This window comes from Arthrobacter sp. UYP6 (genome assembly GCF_040547315.1).
Lineage (GTDB): Bacteria > Actinomycetota > Actinomycetes > Actinomycetales > Micrococcaceae > Arthrobacter_B.
Genome location: NZ_JBEPPM010000010.1, coordinates 141,211 through 156,550, shown reverse-complemented (window position 1 = coordinate 156,550; position 15,340 = coordinate 141,211). Strand labels below are relative to the sequence as shown.

The following is a 15,340-nucleotide window of genomic DNA, read 5'->3' as shown; positions in this document are numbered from 1 at the left end:
ACCCCCCCCCCCCCCCCCCCCCCCCCCCCCCCCCCCCCCCCCCCCCCCCCCCCCCCCCGCGCCGCCCCCCCCCCCCCCCCCCCGCGCGGGCCCCCCCCGCTTCTGTTAGTTCGACGGAAGGGAGGGAGGGAGGGTTAGAGCAGGCGGCGCAGGAGCCGGCGCTTGAGCCCGTTATACGGCGGATAGGCCACCTTCAGGGTGTCCAGCGCCGTGCCCTTGGTGAACACCGGGCGCAGCTGGCTGAACGTATCGAAGGTGTACTTGCCGTGATAGGCGCCGGTGCCGCTGGCACCTGCGCCGCCGAAGGGCAGGCCCGGGACCGCCAGCTGCACGGTGCTGATGTTGTGGTTCACGCTGCCGGCGCGGACCCGGCGTTCGAAAGTCTTCCGCGCGGCTGCGGACTGTGTGTAGAGGTAGGACGCCAGCGGCACCGGGCGCGCGTTGATGAACGTGATGGCCTCGTCCAGGTCCTTTACGGTCAGCACCGGCAGGATCGGGCCAAAAATCTCTTCCTGCATCACAGGGGAATCCGGCGACACATCGGTCAGGATGGTCGGTTCCAGGTAGAGCGAGTTTCGGTCGCCCCGGCCGCCGGCCAGCACCGTTCCGCTGTCCAGCAGGCCGTTCAGCCGGTCCCAGTGCTGTGCGTTGATGATCCGGCCCAGGTCAGCACTCTTGGCCGGATCCTTGCCGAACAGCTCTGCCACGGCCCGCACCAGGTGCTTGCGCAGCTTCGGTGCCGCCTCCTCCGTGACCAGGACGTAGTCCGGCGCCACGCAGGTCTGGCCCGCGTTGAGCAGCTTGCCGTACACCAGACGGCGGGCGATGGCGCTGAAGTTGCCGTCCAGGACAACCGCAGGCGACTTTCCACCCAGCTCCAGGGTGACGGGGGTCAGGAACTTTGCCGCCGCTTGCAGCACGACCCGGCCCACGCGCTCCCCGCCGGTAAAGAAAATGGAATCGAACTGCTCGGCCAGCAGCTCCGTGCTGGCCTCCTGCCCGCCTTCCACCACCACGACGGCGTCCGGGTCCAGGTATTGCGGCAGCAGTTCGGCCACCGCCCGTGAAGTGGCGGGGGCCAGCTCGGACGGTTTCAGCACTGCGGCGTTGCCCGCAGCCAGCGCCCCGATCAGCGGAGCCAGCAGCAGCTGCACCGGATAGTTCCACGGTGCGATGACCAGCACGACGCCCAGCGGTTGCGGCTCGGTTTTTGCCGAGGCGGGCATCAAACCCAGCGGCACCGGAACCCGGGTGCTGCGCGTCCACTGCGCCAGGTGCTTGAGCGCATACTCGGCCTCCGCCCGGGTGATGGAGAGCTCGGTGAGGTAACCCTCCAGCGCATTCTTGCCCAGGTCCCGGGCAAGGGCGGCGTTCAAGTCGTCCTCACGCTCGGCCAGCAGGCGGATCAGGCCCTGCAGCTGCTCCCGCCGCCACCCCAGGGGCCGCGTCCTGCCTGAATCGTAGGTCCGGCGCACTGCTGCCACCACTGATGCTACGGACACTCCGGCCTCGGAGAAGTCCGCGGAGGACGCCTCCACACCTATGGCGCTCATCGAATATCCTCGCGGCCGGTGAAGTGGTCCATGGACTGGTACACCTTGAAGATCCGTCCGGCCACCACATCCCATACGGGCTGCGGCAGCAACCCGCGCAGGGCGCTGCCCAGCGGCACCGTCCAGGGCAGCTGGAGCCTGGCTTTGCCCTCCAGCAGGGCGTCCCAGGCACGGTCCACCACGTACTGCGGTTCCATCAGCGGCGTCATCAGCGGTCCGCGGGCACCGGCAAACATGCCGGTCTTGATGTAGCTCGGAATCAGAGTGGTCACCTGGATGTGCCCGTTGCCGGACTGGTTCAGTTCCAGGCGCAGGGAATCGCTCCAGCCGATCATGGCCCATTTGGAGGCGGTGTAAACGCTCATCTTGGGCACGGAGAGGGTGCCCGACGCCGAGGCGACGTTCAGGATTCGCGCCGGGGTGCGGCGGGCGATCATGCCCGGGAGGAAAGCCCGGGTGATCTGCATCGGCGCCAGCGAGTTCACCTGCATGACGGCGTCTATGTCCGCGGGGGTGTGCTCCCAGAAGTACTTGGCTCGCACGATGCCGGCATTGTTGATCAGGACATCGGGGGCACCGGCTTCCGTCTCGACACGGGCGGCGGCCGCGGTGACCTCTTCCTGCGAACTGACATCCAGGGCATGGGGATGGACGGTACTGCCTCCCAGTGCGCGCAGATCAGCCGCCGTAGCTTCCAGGGCTTGTGCGTTGCGGTCCCACAGGACCACGTGGGCGGCGCCCTCGCGCACGGCACGTTCGGCGTAGAGCCGGCCCATGCCCATGGCCGCACCGGTGATGAGGACCGTCCTGCCTGCTACTGATATGCCCATGCTGTTCCGTCCGTTCGCGGGGAACCACTGTGTCCGCCCCAATTGTTCTCCGGTAAAATAACTGCGGGTGCAACGTAACATCCCGGCAACCAAAGCCCGGTACTATTCTGCACGAACCATCCGCAGGTCTTCGAAAGGCACACCCATGAGCAAATTCGGTACGGCCTGGACGATTCACGGTGACGGCAAAACCATTAAGCCCGGAGAATACGTTGCTCCAGATGAACGTTTGAGCTGGCCGCGGACCATCGGAATCGGCTCCCAACACGTGGTCGCCATGTTCGGCGCAACGTTCCTGGTCCCGCTGCTCACCGGTTTCCCGCCCGCCACCACACTGCTGTTCTCCGGCATCGGAACCATCCTGTTCCTGATCATCACCGCCGGCCGCGTGCCCAGCTACCTCGGATCCAGCTTCGCGTTCATTGCCCCCATCACGGCAGCCACCGCCCAGCACGGCCCCGGCGGCGCGCTGGGCGGGATCATCATGGCCGGCGCCGCCCTGTTCCTGATCGGACTGGCTGTCCAGCGGGCCGGCACCAAGTGGATCCAGATCCTGATGCCCCCCGTCGTCACCGGCACCATCGTGGCACTTATCGGGCTGAACCTGGCCGGCTCCGCGAAGGACAACTTTGAGAAGGGCCCGCTGACGGCCACCGTCACCGTGGTGGTCATCCTGCTGGTCACCGTCCTGTTTAAGGGGTTCCTGGGCCGCCTGTCCATTCTGATCGGTGTGGTGGCCGGCTACATTGCAGCCACCATCCAGGGCGAAGTGGATTTCCAGGCCATCAGGGACGCCGCCTGGTTTGGGCTGCCCGAATTCCAGTCGCCCACCTTCCATTTCTCCGTCATTGGACTCTTTGTTCCGGTGGTCCTGGTGCTGGTGGCCGAGAACATCGGACACGTGAAATCCGTGGCCGCCATGACCGGACGGGACCTTGACCCCTACGCCGGCCGGGCCCTGATGGCCGACGGCCTGGCGACCGTGCTGGCCGGTTCCGGCGGCGGCTCCGCAACCACCACCTACGCCGAGAACATCGGCGTCATGGCGGCATCCCGGGTCTATTCCACCGCCGCGTACTGGGTGGCGGGCATCGTGGCCATCCTGCTGAGCCTGTTCCCGAAGTTCGGTGCCATGATTGCCACGGTTCCCGGCGGAGTCCTCGGCGGCGCCGGCGTCATCCTCTACGGCATGATCGGCATCCTCGGTGTGCGGATCTGGGTGGATAACCGGGTGAACTTCTCCAACCCGATTAATCTCTCCACTGCCGGCCTCGGACTGATCGTCGCCATTGCCAACTTCACCTGGGTTGTGGCCGGGCTGGAGTTCGGCGGCATTGCCCTGGGCACCGGCGTAACCCTGATCGCCTTCCACGGCATGCAGTCCATTGCCCGCGCACGGGGCACCGATCCCGACGATCCGGGCGTTGATCAGGGCTCCACACCCAGCAAGCTGGGATAGGGCTCCGCCGCGGGGCCGCCCGGTTAGGCCCCTTCCAGCGCCTGAACGGTGGCCCGGACCAGCCAACGCTGCGCCTGGGCCATCGCGTCCGCCGGATCCTGCACGAGGTCCAGGAGGCTCACGGCAGCCACCACTCCATATTCCGCCAGGACGTGCGGCGGAAGGGTGATGCGGCCGGCGAGGGCCACCACCGGAATCCCGGCGTCGCGGGCGCGTTCAGCTACCGCCAGCGGGGCCTTTCCGTAGCGGGACTGTTCATCGAGGGAGCCTTCACCCGTCAGCACCAGGTCCGCTTTTTCCAGGGCAGCCTCCAGGCCGGTGAGCCGCGAAATGACCTCAAATCCGCTTTCCAGCGACGCGTTGGTGAACGCCAGGAACGCGGACGGAAAACCTCCCGCCGCGCCCGCGCCGGCAATATCGACGTCGATCCCGGTTTCCTGACGGAGCAGTGCCGCCCAGCGCACCAGGGCCTCGTCCAGCAGCAGTCGCGCCGGTGAGTCTGCCCCTTTCTGTTCACCGAACACGTGGGCCGCGCCCTCTGGCCCGGTCAGCGGGTTGGTGACGTCAGCAGCGATGCGTACCCGCACTCCGGCCAGCCTGGGATCCAGCCCTGCAATGTCGATGGCCGCGGCGGTCGACAGGCCCGCTCCGCCGGGCGGCACCGGGTTCCCGCCGGCATCAAGGATCCGCAGTCCGAGGGCTGTCAGGGCACCGGAACCACCATCCGTCATGGCCGATCCGCCGATCCCGAGGACAATTTCCGAAGCGCCCGCGTCCAGTGCTTCCCGGATCAGCTCACCGCTGCCGTAGCTCGACGCCGCAAGAGAGGACTGCACGGAGGGATCCACCAGCATCAGCCCGGAGGCGCGGGCTGTTTCGATCACGGCAGTGGTTCCGGTCAGCGCCCACAAGGCGGTGACGTTGCCGCCCAGCGGTCCGCGCACCGTGGCCGTACGCTCCTGTGCACCGGCAGCCAGCGCGGCTTCCAGGGTGCCCTCACCGCCGTCGGCCACGGGAACGAGGGTCACGTCAGCCTCCGGATAGACGGCGAGCACACCCTCGGCCATTGCGGCGGCGGCTTCCCCCGCCGAAAGTGATCCTTTGAACTTGTCCGGGGCTATGAGAACTCGCATGCCCCCATACTGCCAGTCCGGGCGCGAAACAGGCGTTAAATCCGCGTCCGGTCAGGACTTTTACGGTTCGTCACGCTGCTGCGGCCAGGCTCCCCGCTCCGCCAGGATTCCGGCCAGCAGGTCTGCGCGATCCGACACCAGCCCGTCCACGCCCCACTCCAGCAGCCGTTCCATATCTGCAGGCTCGTTCACCGTCCAGACGTGCACCTGCAGTCCGGCCCGGCGGCAGCGGCTCAGGAACGACGGCGTCACCACCCGCAGCGACCCCTGCCGCTCGGGCACCTGCAGGCATTGGTAGCGTCCCAGCCTGGCCAGCACTCCGGCCAGCCCCAGCGGGGCGAGCAATACCGTCAGAGCGGTAAACACAGCCCCCGCAGAACTGGCCACGGGCCGGGACAACCGGCGCAGCGCCCCCAACCGCCGCCGCTCCGAGAACGAGGTCACGAGCACCCGGTCGTGCGCCCGGTGCTTCTCCAGCAGGCGGACAAGCTCAGCGGATCCGGGGGCATCCTTGATGTCCACGTTCAGACAGACCCCGGGCAATTCAGTCAGCAGCTGCTCGAAGGTGGGAATCGGCTCGGTTCCGCCCACGCGGGCTGCCTGGATTTCCCGGTAGCTGAGGTTCCCCACCGGTCCTCCGCTGCCGGCCACTCGGTCCAGGGTGGCGTCGTGGAAAGCCAGGAGCACGCCGTCGCGCGTGGTGCGGACATCCGTTTCCAGGTAGCCGCAGCCCAGCGCCGCGGCGGCACGGAAAGCCGGCATGGTGTTCTCCAGGCCCTCGCGGGAAAAGCCGCGGTGGGCAAGGCCAAGGGGGCCCGGGTTGTCGAAGTAGGGGAAGCTCACCTGCGTACTTTATCCGTGAACGCGCGGCAGCTGGGCAAAAGCATCCCTTTTCCCACTCCCTGCGTCCTAGACTTGCACCACCCCGGGCCGCAGCACCACGGCACCGGGAACGCTCGTTTGGTGCGGAGGTATCTGGCTTGACAACAACGTCCCCCACTGACCAGGCAGCAGGAATCAGCAGGACCGGGATCGGCAGGACCCTGCGCTGGCCAGTGGAGTGGCTTCGTGGCAGCGCCCGCCGGGCTCCGGTGACGCTGGGTTTTGTAGCCTTTTTCTGGATTGCGGGTGCTGTCACAGGAAGCCTCGGTCCGGGACCGGAAGGCGCGCTGGAGGACTGGGTGGTGCTCTCCGCCGATTCGCTTCCCCAGTATTGGCCCGCCCTTCTCCTGTCAGGATTCTGGGCCTCGGGGCTACCCGGCTATATTTCGGGCACCTTGCTGGTCCTGGCGGTCGGTCTGCCCACGGAACGGCTGATGGGATCGCTGAAGTTCGCCGTTGCAGCCGGGTTGTCCCAGATCCTGGGTGCCCTGCTGGCCGTTGGCTTCGCCCATGCTGCCAATGCCGTGCCCGGGGACTGGTCGCGTGCGCTGGAATCGGAGTCCTTCGTGGGCCCGGTGGCGCTGGTGTGCGGTGCGGCCACCGCACTGAGCGCCCGGCTCTCCACGCTCTGGCGGCGCCGGCTCCGGGTGGGGCTGCTGACTCTGTTGGTGCTGCTGGCCCTGTACGGAGGATCTTTTCACAGTGTCACTGTCCTCGGGGCGGCGGTGGTGGGTGTCATCGGCGGTCCGCTGTTGTTCGGCCGTCTGCCCAAATGGCCCGGCCGGCTGGTGACCAGCCGGCGGGAGGCCCGGGTGTTGGTGGCCCTGGCCGTTGCCGCCTCGGCCGTGGGACCGGTCATTTCCGCCCTCAGCTCCCAAGCCGTGGGCCCGCTGGCCGTGCTGCGCTATCTCTTCACCTACGTTGAGGTCACCGATCCGCAGACCCTGGCCCAAATGTGCAGTGATCCGGCGCAGTCAGTGGACTGCCACGCTGCCAAGCTGCAGCTGCGCGCCGGCCCCGCCGGCTTCTTCCTGGCCACCCTGCCGCAGGTGCTGCTGATGGTTTTTTCCGACGGCCTGCGGCGAGGGCGCCGCTTCGCCTGGGCCACTGCCCTGCTGCTGCAGGCACTCATGACGGTCCTGGCAGGTATCCGGGCGCTCCGACTCCTCAGCGGTGACGACCGGGGCGGCCGATATGAGCTGGGCACTGCACAGAACGCCCTGGCACTGCTCCTGCCGATGCTCGTGCCGCTGGCTGTGCTGGTTCTGCTGGCCGCGACCCGCAGCCTTTTCACCGTCTCGGCACCGCCGGGCACCTACCGCAGGGTTGCCGTCTGGGTGGGCGGCGCGGCGGCGCTGCTCAGCACCGTGTATGTTGCGGGAGGTCTGCTGGACCAGGACGGGTTCACACCCCGGGCTTCCGCCGCCCTTCTCCTTGCAGACCTGCCCGGGCGTTTCCTGCCCGTCCACGAACTGTTCATCTCTACCCCGGGCCTGCAGCCCGTCACATGGTTTGCCTACGTGCTGCACGAATGGGTGGGGGTGGCGTTCTGGGTTTTCACCTGTCTGGCCCTGCTGCGTTCTTTCCTTCGCCCGGCGCACGGCCGCCAGGCGCGCGACGACGACCGGGCCAGGGCACTGCTCACGGCAAACGGCGGAGGGACCATGGCGTGGATGACACTGTGGCCGGGGAACACCTACTGGTTTGCTCCCGGCGGCAACTCCTACGTGGCGTTCCGCGAGAACGCAGGTGTGGCGCTGACCGTGGGCGAGCCGGTGGGTCCGCGGGCTGAGCTGCGCAGCACCGTGGAGGAATTTTCGGCCTTCTGCTCGGCCAACGGGCTGGCGGCCTGCTTCTATTCCGTCCCTGCAGAGGTTGAAGACATCACCGCGGGCCTGGGCTTTTCCCGCCTCCAGGTTGCCGAAGAGACCGTCCTGTCGCTGGGGTCCCTGGAGTTCAAGGGTAAAAAGTTCCAGGATATCCGCACGGCCATGAACCACGCCCGAAAGGCCGGAATCGAGGCCAAATGGATCAACTATTCCAAAGCCCCGCTGGCGCTGCTTGACCAGCTCCATGCCATTTCGGAGGAATGGGTGGCGGATAAAAAGATGCCGGAGATGGGTTTCACCCTGGGTGGACTGGATGAGATCGATGATCCCCAGGTGCGGTGCCTGCTGGCGGTGGACCGGGACGGCACCGTCCACGGCGTCACCTCCTGGCTGCCGATCTACCGGGACGGCCGTGTGGTGGGCTGGACGCTGGACTTCATGCGGCGGCGAAGCTCCGGCTTCCGCTCGGCCATGGACTTCCTGATTGCCTCCGCGGTAAGCCTCCTGCAGGACGAGGGGTTTGAGCTGGTAAGCCTCTCCGGAGCGCCGCTTGCCCGCTCCCGCTCCCGCTCCGGGGACGGCGACGGCGGCAGCGGCAGCGGCGGTGACAGCGACAGCGACAGCCCGAGCGGCCGTGACGGCACCGAAGGTCAGACAGCACTTCTGGACCACGTATTGGACCTGCTCGGAGCCACCCTCGAGCCGGTGTACGGCTTCCGGTCCCTGCTGGCGTTCAAAGCCAAGTTCCAGCCGCAGTACGTACCGCTCTACCTCACCTATCTTGATCCCGCCTCCCTGCCGGCCATCGGCAACGCCGTAGCCCGCGCCTATCTTCCGGAGGTTTCCCTCAGCCAGAGCCTGACCCTGGTCCGACGTATCGTGAGCGGTGCCCGATGAACTCCATCTCGCTGGTGACCGGAGCAGTGCCGGTAGCGCTGCTGGCTTTAGGCGGGCTGTCCCTGATCTGGCTCGCAGGAGGTGGACAACGCCATCTGCTGGTGGTGGTTCCGGCTGCCATGCTGGTTTCCGCTGCGCTGACCTTCACATTATTCCTCCTTGCCGAAGCTGTGTTCCAGTGGTGGAACGCTTCCTTACCCCGGACCCTCTACATATATGCCGGACTGGGAATACTCGCCGTAATCCTTGCCGTGGTGCGGTTCAGGGCCGTCGACACAGTGCCCACCAGAGTGTTGGCCCTGACTGCGGCGGCGCTGGCGCTTCTGGCGGTGGCGGTCACCGTGAACACCGCATACTCGCAGTACCCCACCCTGGCTTCGCTGATCAACCCACCCCGCCCCGTGGGCCAGAAGGTTCCGGAGCGGGATCCCGCCACAGCGGCAGGACAGCCGACCACCACCGAGGCGAACTGGACTCCGCCGGCGAACATGCCCTCCGGCGGCAGCCTGTATTCGGCGGATATTCCGGGCACCGTCTCCGGTTATGCGTCCAATCCCGCACTCGTCTACCTTCCGCCCGCCTATCTGGCGCATCCGGCGGCAGTCAACCTTCCGGTCCTGGTCCTGATTCACGGCCAGCCCGGAGTGCCGTCGGATTGGCTGGTGGGCGGGCAACTGCTGAACATGATGGACACGTTCGCCGCTGCCCACAACGGCTTGGCCCCCGTGGTGATTCTTCCTGATGCCTCCAATGCCAACAACGCCAACTGGCCGCTGTGCCTGGACTCGGACATCAGCGCCTCCGGAACGTACTTGGCGGTGGATCTTCCGGCCTGGGTGCAGCAGCACCTTGCCTCCGGGCTCGGTGGAGGCAGCCAGTGGGCGGTGGCCGGCTACTCCTACGGCGGAACCTGCTCCATGCAGCTGGCTACGAATTTTCCGGATGCCTACCCCACCTTCATTGACATTGCCGGCGAAACCGAACCCACTATCGCCCAGGGCAAGGAGGCGCTCATCAGCACCTATTTCGGCGGAGACGAGTCACGGTTTAAGGCTCAGAATGCCCTGGACCGGCTGGCTGCGCAATCGTTTCCGGATTCAGCCGGCATCGTGGCGGTGGGCGTAGATGACTCGGTGTATGCGCCGCAGGGCCGCCAGGTCTACCAGGCGGCCAAGGCGGCAGGTATGGACGTGACCCTCCAGGAGCTTCCCGGCGGCCACTCCTGGCAGGTGTGGAAGGCCGGGCTGGAGAATAACCTGGACTGGCTCTGCCGCAGACTGGGCATACTGGAGTAATGACCGATGACGCACCCCGTAAGCCTCCCGCAGAGCCTCCGGAGCAGCTCGGGCCGCCCGCTTGGCTCGCCGAGGCCTTCCGCCGTCTGGCGCGGTGGACGTCACCGCACACAGCCCTGCTGATCACCCTTGCGGTGGGACTGATCCCCGCCATCCTGCTCACCCTGGGCTCGGCCGAAGTCTACGAAGCGGTGGTGAAGTCCGACGGCGTCGCCCAGCTGGATCAGCCCGCGCTGGACACGGCACTGGCACTGCGCTCCCCGGGCCTGAACGCGGCAGTAACGGGATTCACCAACCTGGCCGGTGAAATTGGCATGCCTATCCTGGCGGGTGCTGCAACCCTGGTGATGGCACTGCGCTGGCGGTCCTGGACCCCGGCACTGCTCATGGTCTCCGCGGCCGGCGGCTCGCTGTTGATGACGGTGGCCGGCAAGGACCTGATCGGACGGATCCGGCCGCCGCTGGCCGACGCCGTTCCGCCGTACGAATACTCGGCCTCATTCCCCAGCGGCCATTCACTGAACTCGGTGGTGTTGGCCGGCATGGTGGCCTACCTGGTAATCCTGCACCTGCAGACCCGGCGGGCGAAGATCCTCACACTAGCCTCCGCTGCGGGTTTCGCCCTTGCCGTGGGCCTGAGCCGGGTCTATCTGGGCCACCATTGGTTTACTGATGTGCTGGTGGCGTGGACGCTGGGCCTGGCCTGGCTGGCGGTGGTCATCACCGCCCATCAGCTCCTGCACTCGCGCCGGGTTGCAGCCAGAACCGCCCGCCCCTGACACCCGCCACCCCCGCAGGAAGCGGCACCCTGACGCGGCCACCGGCTCAGCTCACTGCAGGGCTCAGCTCATTGCCGGGCTCAGAGCCGGCGCAGGAGGAATTCCAGAACCTGCGCCACGCCGTCGTCCGCAAAGGCCGGAGCCGTCTTGTCCGCTGCTGCCAGCGCCTCGGGATGGCCGGAGGCCATCGCATAGCCGCGCCCGGCCCACTGCAGCATCTGCACGTCATTGGGCATGTCGCCGAAGGCCACCACCTCCGCGGGGGAAATGTCCCGGGATGCGGCGTAGTCGGCCAGCGTGACCGCCTTGTTCAAACCCTGCAGGGACATCTCCAGCAGCGGAACGGTGGGCGCGGAATGCGTGGTGGAGACCAGATGCGAGACAGCCGGACGGACCCGCTGCAGGAACTCATCCGGTGAGGTGCCGTCCACGCGGGCCAGGAACTTCACCACGGTGTCCGCCTCGGTGAGGCTGGATTCCAGCGGAGCGGGGGCCGCAGCACCCGGCAGCTCCCGGGAGCCTGATTCGAGGAAGCCCGGCGCGAGGTGAAAGCCGTCCACGGTCTCAGCGGCAAACCGGACGGCCGGATACAGCTTCCGGATAATGGCAGCGGCAGCAAAAAGATCCGGCAGGGACAACGCCTGCGCCTTGAGCACGCGGCCGGCGCCAAGATCGTAGGTGACCGCACCGTTGGAGCAGATCACGGTACCGGTGTGGCCGAGGGCGTCCGTAAGCGGCGTCAGCCAGCGCGGCGGCCGACCGGTGACAAAGACAACATCGACGCCGGCGTCCGCGCAGTCCCGGAACGCGCGGACGGTCCGATCACTAATCCTGTTGTCCGGACCCACAATGGTCCCGTCCAGGTCACTTGCCACCAGACGCACCGGGCACCTCTTCGTTCGTTTGGCCTGTCCTGCGCAGCTGCACAGGCTTCCAGCCTATCCGGCCCGGCGGTCCGGATGCAGCTTGACGTCAGGAGGCGGAAACTTCCGCCAGGCCCACGATCCGTGCCCGGGCCAGGGTGTGGGTGAACAGGTTGAAGCCCAGGAGCGCCGGGGCAGCGTCGGCCGGAACATCGAGGGTGTCCACGTCCACGGCGTGGACCACCACAAAGTAGCGGTGCGGACCGTGGCCGGCGGGCGGCGCCGCCCCCACAAAACCACTGAATCCGGCGTCGTTCCGCAACTGAACCGTGCCCTGCGGCAAATCGTCCATATTGGCGGCATTGCCCGGCAGCGACGTCACCCACACCGGAATGTTGAATGCTGCCCAGTGCCAAAAACCGCTGGCTGTGGGGGCATCGGGGTCATACATCGTGACGGCGAAGCTTTTGGTGCCCTCAGGGGCGCCGGACCAGCTCAGCTGAGGTGAGGCGTCCTTGCCGCCGGGAATCCCCATCTTGCCGCTGTACTGGGCGGGCCCAAAGGGCTCCATGTTGGCGAAATCCTCGCTGGTGACGGTGAAGGCAGGCACGGAAGGAAGCGCGTCATACGGATCATGGGACTGCATGGTGATCTCCTCTTGGGGTGGGAAGGGACGTCCGGGATTAGGAAAGTTCGGCGCGCGACGGCGGATTGGCCCCGGCGCGTGAAACGGTAATGGCCGCCGCCCGGGCGGCGAAGTCCAGCACCGCGCCCAGGTCCGCGGCGCTTATTCGGGCCAGTTCGGGGCGGCGGGCGCCGCCGTCGAGCTCCAGGTCCATCAGCGAGACCAGCAGTGCGGACATGAAGGAGTCCCCCGCACCCACGGTGTCCACCACGGTGACGGGCGGAACGGAGGCATGGGCTTCTCCGGCCGCAGCCACGGCCCAGGCGCCCTTGGATCCGCTGGTGACCGCCACGAGGGCCGGACCCAGGGACAGCCAGCGCCGGGCCGCATCCTGCGGGCGCTCCTGCGGATACAGCCATGCGAGGTCCTCGTCGGAGGCCTTGACCACGTCCGCCAGGGCCACGAATTTCTCCGCCTGCTCCCGGGCGTAGGACACGTCAGTGATGATGGAGGGCCGGCAGTTGGGGTCATAAGTGATGGTGGCCGAGGGACGGGCACGTTCCACTGCGCGCAGCACGGCGTCCGCACCGGGGCGCAGCATGGCGGCAATGGAGCCGGTGTGCAGCATGGTGGTGCCGTCCAACAGCCGAGGCAGCGCCGCCGCCAGCGAGGGCAGCCGCCATTGAAGGTCAAAGGTGTAGCGGGCGCCGCCGGCCGGATCCAGGACCGCTGTGGCCACGCTGGTGGGCAGGTCATCGGGCGGCAGAGGGGTCAGCACGGAGTTCTCGCGCAGGTGTCCTTCGATCAGCTTCCCGTAGTCGTCGGTGCCGTAGCGGCCCACAAACTGCACCGGGCGGCCCAGCCGGGCCACACCTACGGCCACGTTGAGCGGGCTTCCGCCGGGATGAGACCGTTTGGGAGCGGTGTCGCTGAGAACCTCGTCCACGAGGGCTTCGCCAATTACTGTGAGCACAGCCTCAACCTAACAGAGCCCTCCCCCTGTTTCCTTAAGATCACTGCACTTGCGACGCTTCCGCCACTGCTTGGACGACGGCGGCCCACGCCGGCGTGCCGGGCGTGATCAGGGCGAAGTGGTCGCCGGGGACCATCCGCAGTTCGGCAGGTGACCCGGAGTCCTTGGCGGCCTGCACAAATCCGGCGGACTGGCTCAGCGGAACATGGGAATCGGCGTCGCCGTGCAGGGCAATGACGGGCACCCGCAGCGGAAGCCGCCGCATCGGATCGGCGCTGCGGTACCGGGCAGGTTCCCCTTCCGGGGAGGACCCGAGGAAGTTCCGCACCGCGCCGTCGCTCAGGTTCAGCTCCAGCGCTTCGGCCAGGTTCAGGACGCCGGCCTGGCTGACGACGGCGGTGACGGGAACGGCGGCGGTCCTGCGGCCCGCGGCCCAGACGGCCAGGTGCCCGCCGGCGGAATGGCCCAGCACGGTGACCCGGGTCAGGTCCAGGTTGTGGTCGCGGGCTGCAGGTTCCAGCGCGTCGATCCCGGCGCTGATGTCCTCGAACGTCTCGGGCCAGCCGCCCCCGTTGCCGGCGCGGCGGTACTCCAGGTTCCAGCAGGCGTAACCGCGGCCGGTAAGGTCCAGAGCCGCGGGCCGGCCCAGCTCGGCGGTGTAAGCCGAACGCCAGTAGCCGCCGTGGATGATGACCACTACGGGTGCGCCTCCGGAAGGCCCTGCGCCGACGTCGTCGTGCCGTTCATCGTCCAGCGTGAGCTCGGCATATTGTTCCGGGCCGGTGCCGTACTGGATGCGCAGCGGGTTACCAGGCATCGAAAAGCCCTCCTTGATCTGGCCTAATGTGGTACTGAGCCTAGCGTCCGGCGCACCGGACGGCGGGCGAAACATCAGCTGGTGAGGAATGGAGTTTTTCTATGGGCGCGTGGGAGAGCCTTGATGACCGGCTGCGTCCGGTGGTTGCGGCAAGCACGGATGAATATGCACGGGTCCGCCCTGCTCTGGAAAAGCTCACCCGGGAGATGGAGGAAAGCCTGCGGAGCATCTTCACGGACAGCCCGGTCCGGCCGCTGTTTGTGGCGTCGCGGACCAAAACCGTGGAATCCTTCCGGGATAAGGCTTCGCGGACCCTGCCGTCGGAGGATCCCGAGGAGCTGCCCACCCTGCTGTTTCCCGATCCGCTGCGCAACCTCATCGACCTGGTGGGGCTGCGGGTGATCGTGACCCTGCCGCACGAGGTGGATGAGGCGGCCAACCTGATTAAGCGCCAGCGGGCGGAGTTTGACTGCCGCGGGGACCGGGAGAAGGACATCGGCTCCATCGAGTCCGGCACCTACGGCTATTCCAGCCGCCATTTGGTCCTGCGGACCATCCAGAATGACACTGTCCGGGAATATCACAAGCTCCTGGACCCGGAGCAGCGGCCCAACGGCAGCTACCAGTTTGAGGTGCAGATCCGGACGGTGCTGGCCCATGCCTGGTCCGAGATCGAGCACGACATCCGCTTCAAGGCCGGTGATCCGCGGGCCTGGAGTCCATACTTTGACCGCCAGTTCACCGCCACCGCGGCCATGCTGGAAACCGTGGAAACCGCCTTTGCCGAACTCCACGAACGTTATGAGACGGTCACCGGGTTCTGGGACGAGGAAGGCGAGGGCAGCGCACCGCTGACCCCGAACCGGATCCGCGATGTCTGGATGACCCTGCTGCCGCACGTCAACCGCAAAGCCGGCGATGACTGGGGCTGGGCCGCTGAGCTGCTGGCCGCGCACGGAATGAAGACCACCATGGACTTGGCCGGGCTGCTGCAGGCGGACATCATCACCAAGGTCCGCAAAGCCTTGGATCACCGCTACTCCCCCGGGCCGGACCGCCTGCTTGATGACCTGCTGCTGTGGCGCTTCGGCAAGGAGCACATTGATCTAACCGCTGAGCCGGAGGACGCCCCGGTCAAGCCCCGGCGCGAGTCCCTGGGCCGCCGCTACCGGCAGATGCAGCTCTTCCGGGCACGGGAGGAGAACGCTTAAGGGTTCACGCGGCTGAAGCGGGGCCTGCGGGTCAGATAGCAGCACCGTTCCGCGAACGTTTTGGGATTCTGCGACCGTTTTGGGAATTTGCTGCCGGGGCGGACCGGCAGTAATTTCCCAAACCGGCAGGGAAAACCCAAAACGCAGGGTTTCCTGATCCAACCTGCCGGTTCCACTGGCCCCCTGCTTGTTTC

At 67.1% G+C, this 15,340-nt stretch carries 13 protein-coding genes; 5 read left to right on the top strand and 8 right to left on the bottom strand.

The window, feature by feature from the left end; all coding sequences use genetic code 11:
• Window positions 1–134: 134 nt before the first annotated feature.
• Together ABIB35_RS10545 and ABIB35_RS10540 are read right to left on the bottom strand one after the other, a co-directional pair.
• On the bottom strand, window positions 135–1,553 hold the full coding sequence (locus ABIB35_RS10545; protein ID WP_354181162.1) for an aldehyde dehydrogenase family protein: 1,419 nt from the start codon (window positions 1,551–1,553) through the stop codon (window positions 135–137).
• The gene (locus tag ABIB35_RS10540) at window positions 1,550–2,383 is read right to left on the bottom strand and encodes an SDR family NAD(P)-dependent oxidoreductase (RefSeq protein ID WP_354181161.1); all 834 of its coding nucleotides are present in this window, start codon (window positions 2,381–2,383) and stop codon (window positions 1,550–1,552) included. Before ABIB35_RS10540 ends, ABIB35_RS10545 begins: the two co-directional genes overlap by 4 nt.
• Before the next feature lie 145 nt (window positions 2,384–2,528).
• On the opposite strand from ABIB35_RS10540, the gene ABIB35_RS10535 reads away from it, so the two are divergent.
• Window positions 2,529–3,842 carry a uracil-xanthine permease family protein gene (locus tag ABIB35_RS10535; RefSeq protein ID WP_354181160.1) on the top strand — a complete coding sequence of 438 codons (1,314 nt, stop codon included), beginning with the start codon at window positions 2,529–2,531 and terminating at the stop codon, window positions 3,840–3,842.
• 23 nt (window positions 3,843–3,865) lie between these two features.
• On the opposite strand, the gene ABIB35_RS10530 is transcribed toward ABIB35_RS10535, so the two are convergent.
• Window positions 3,866–4,975, bottom strand: coding sequence for a glycerate kinase (locus ABIB35_RS10530; RefSeq protein WP_354181158.1), 1,110 nt, complete (start codon window positions 4,973–4,975; stop codon window positions 3,866–3,868).
• 60 nt (window positions 4,976–5,035) lie between these two features.
• Window positions 5,036–5,818 (bottom strand): glycerophosphodiester phosphodiesterase family protein, encoded by a 783-nt coding sequence (locus tag ABIB35_RS10525; RefSeq protein ID WP_354181157.1) that lies wholly within the window; start codon window positions 5,816–5,818, stop codon window positions 5,036–5,038.
• A gap of 137 nt (window positions 5,819–5,955) precedes the next feature.
• Between ABIB35_RS10525 and ABIB35_RS10520 the strand changes: the two genes are divergently transcribed.
• The 3 genes from ABIB35_RS10520 to ABIB35_RS10510 are packed head-to-tail and all read left to right on the top strand — an operon-like array spanning window position 5,956 to window position 10,657.
• The gene (locus tag ABIB35_RS10520; RefSeq protein ID WP_354181156.1) at window positions 5,956–8,583 is read left to right on the top strand and encodes a bifunctional lysylphosphatidylglycerol flippase/synthetase MprF; all 2,628 of its coding nucleotides are present in this window, start codon (window positions 5,956–5,958) and stop codon (window positions 8,581–8,583) included.
• Window positions 8,580–9,878 (top strand): alpha/beta hydrolase, encoded by a 1,299-nt coding sequence (locus tag ABIB35_RS10515; protein ID WP_354181155.1) that lies wholly within the window; start codon window positions 8,580–8,582, stop codon window positions 9,876–9,878. The genes ABIB35_RS10520 and ABIB35_RS10515 overlap by 4 nt, the downstream gene beginning before the upstream one ends.
• Window positions 9,878–10,657: a phosphatase PAP2 family protein gene (locus tag ABIB35_RS10510; protein ID WP_354181154.1), complete on the top strand. Its 780-nt coding sequence runs from the start codon at window positions 9,878–9,880 to the stop codon at window positions 10,655–10,657. Before ABIB35_RS10515 ends, ABIB35_RS10510 begins: the two co-directional genes overlap by 1 nt.
• An 80-nt stretch (window positions 10,658–10,737) precedes the next feature.
• On the opposite strand, the gene ABIB35_RS10505 is transcribed toward ABIB35_RS10510, so the two are convergent.
• The 4 genes from ABIB35_RS10505 to ABIB35_RS10490 all read right to left on the bottom strand — a co-directional run bounded on the left by ABIB35_RS10505 (window position 10,738) and on the right by ABIB35_RS10490 (window position 13,935).
• Entirely contained in the window at window positions 10,738–11,541 is an 804-nt protein-coding gene (locus tag ABIB35_RS10505; protein WP_354181153.1) for an HAD family hydrolase, read from the bottom strand.
• An 88-nt stretch (window positions 11,542–11,629) separates the two neighbouring features.
• A complete protein-coding gene (locus ABIB35_RS10500; RefSeq protein ID WP_354181152.1) occupies window positions 11,630–12,166 on the bottom strand; it encodes a YbhB/YbcL family Raf kinase inhibitor-like protein in 537 nt (178 codons plus the stop codon).
• 37 nt (window positions 12,167–12,203) lie between these two features.
• On the bottom strand, window positions 12,204–13,118 hold the full coding sequence (locus tag ABIB35_RS10495) for a carbohydrate kinase family protein (protein WP_354181151.1): 915 nt from the start codon (window positions 13,116–13,118) through the stop codon (window positions 12,204–12,206).
• Window positions 13,119–13,158: 40 nt separating this feature from the next.
• Entirely contained in the window at window positions 13,159–13,935 is a 777-nt protein-coding gene (locus ABIB35_RS10490) for an alpha/beta hydrolase family protein (protein ID WP_354181150.1), read from the bottom strand.
• Between the two features lie 101 nt (window positions 13,936–14,036).
• On the opposite strand from ABIB35_RS10490, the gene ABIB35_RS10485 reads away from it, so the two are divergent.
• Window positions 14,037–15,146 (top strand): GTP pyrophosphokinase, encoded by a 1,110-nt coding sequence (locus ABIB35_RS10485; RefSeq protein WP_354181149.1) that lies wholly within the window; start codon window positions 14,037–14,039, stop codon window positions 15,144–15,146.
• The last annotated feature ends 194 nt before the right edge of the window (window positions 15,147–15,340 follow it).

Coding starts and splice junctions, on each gene's coding strand:
- ABIB35_RS10545 (WP_354181162.1), bottom strand. CDS start 1,553: ATGAGCGCCATAGGTGTGGAGGCGTCCTCCGCGGACTTCTCCGAGGCC.
- ABIB35_RS10540 (WP_354181161.1), bottom strand. CDS start 2,383: ATGGGCATATCAGTAGCAGGCAGGACGGTCCTCATCACCGGTGCGGCC.
- ABIB35_RS10535 (WP_354181160.1), top strand. CDS start 2,529: ATGAGCAAATTCGGTACGGCCTGGACGATTCACGGTGACGGCAAAACC.
- ABIB35_RS10530 (WP_354181158.1), bottom strand. CDS start 4,975: ATGCGAGTTCTCATAGCCCCGGACAAGTTCAAAGGATCACTTTCGGCG.
- ABIB35_RS10515 (WP_354181155.1), top strand. CDS start 8,580: ATGAACTCCATCTCGCTGGTGACCGGAGCAGTGCCGGTAGCGCTGCTG.
- ABIB35_RS10510 (WP_354181154.1), top strand. CDS start 9,878: ATGACCGATGACGCACCCCGTAAGCCTCCCGCAGAGCCTCCGGAGCAG.
- ABIB35_RS10500 (WP_354181152.1), bottom strand. CDS start 12,166: ATGCAGTCCCATGATCCGTATGACGCGCTTCCTTCCGTGCCTGCCTTC.
- ABIB35_RS10490 (WP_354181150.1), bottom strand. CDS start 13,935: ATGCCTGGTAACCCGCTGCGCATCCAGTACGGCACCGGCCCGGAACAA.
- ABIB35_RS10485 (WP_354181149.1), top strand. CDS start 14,037: ATGGGCGCGTGGGAGAGCCTTGATGACCGGCTGCGTCCGGTGGTTGCG.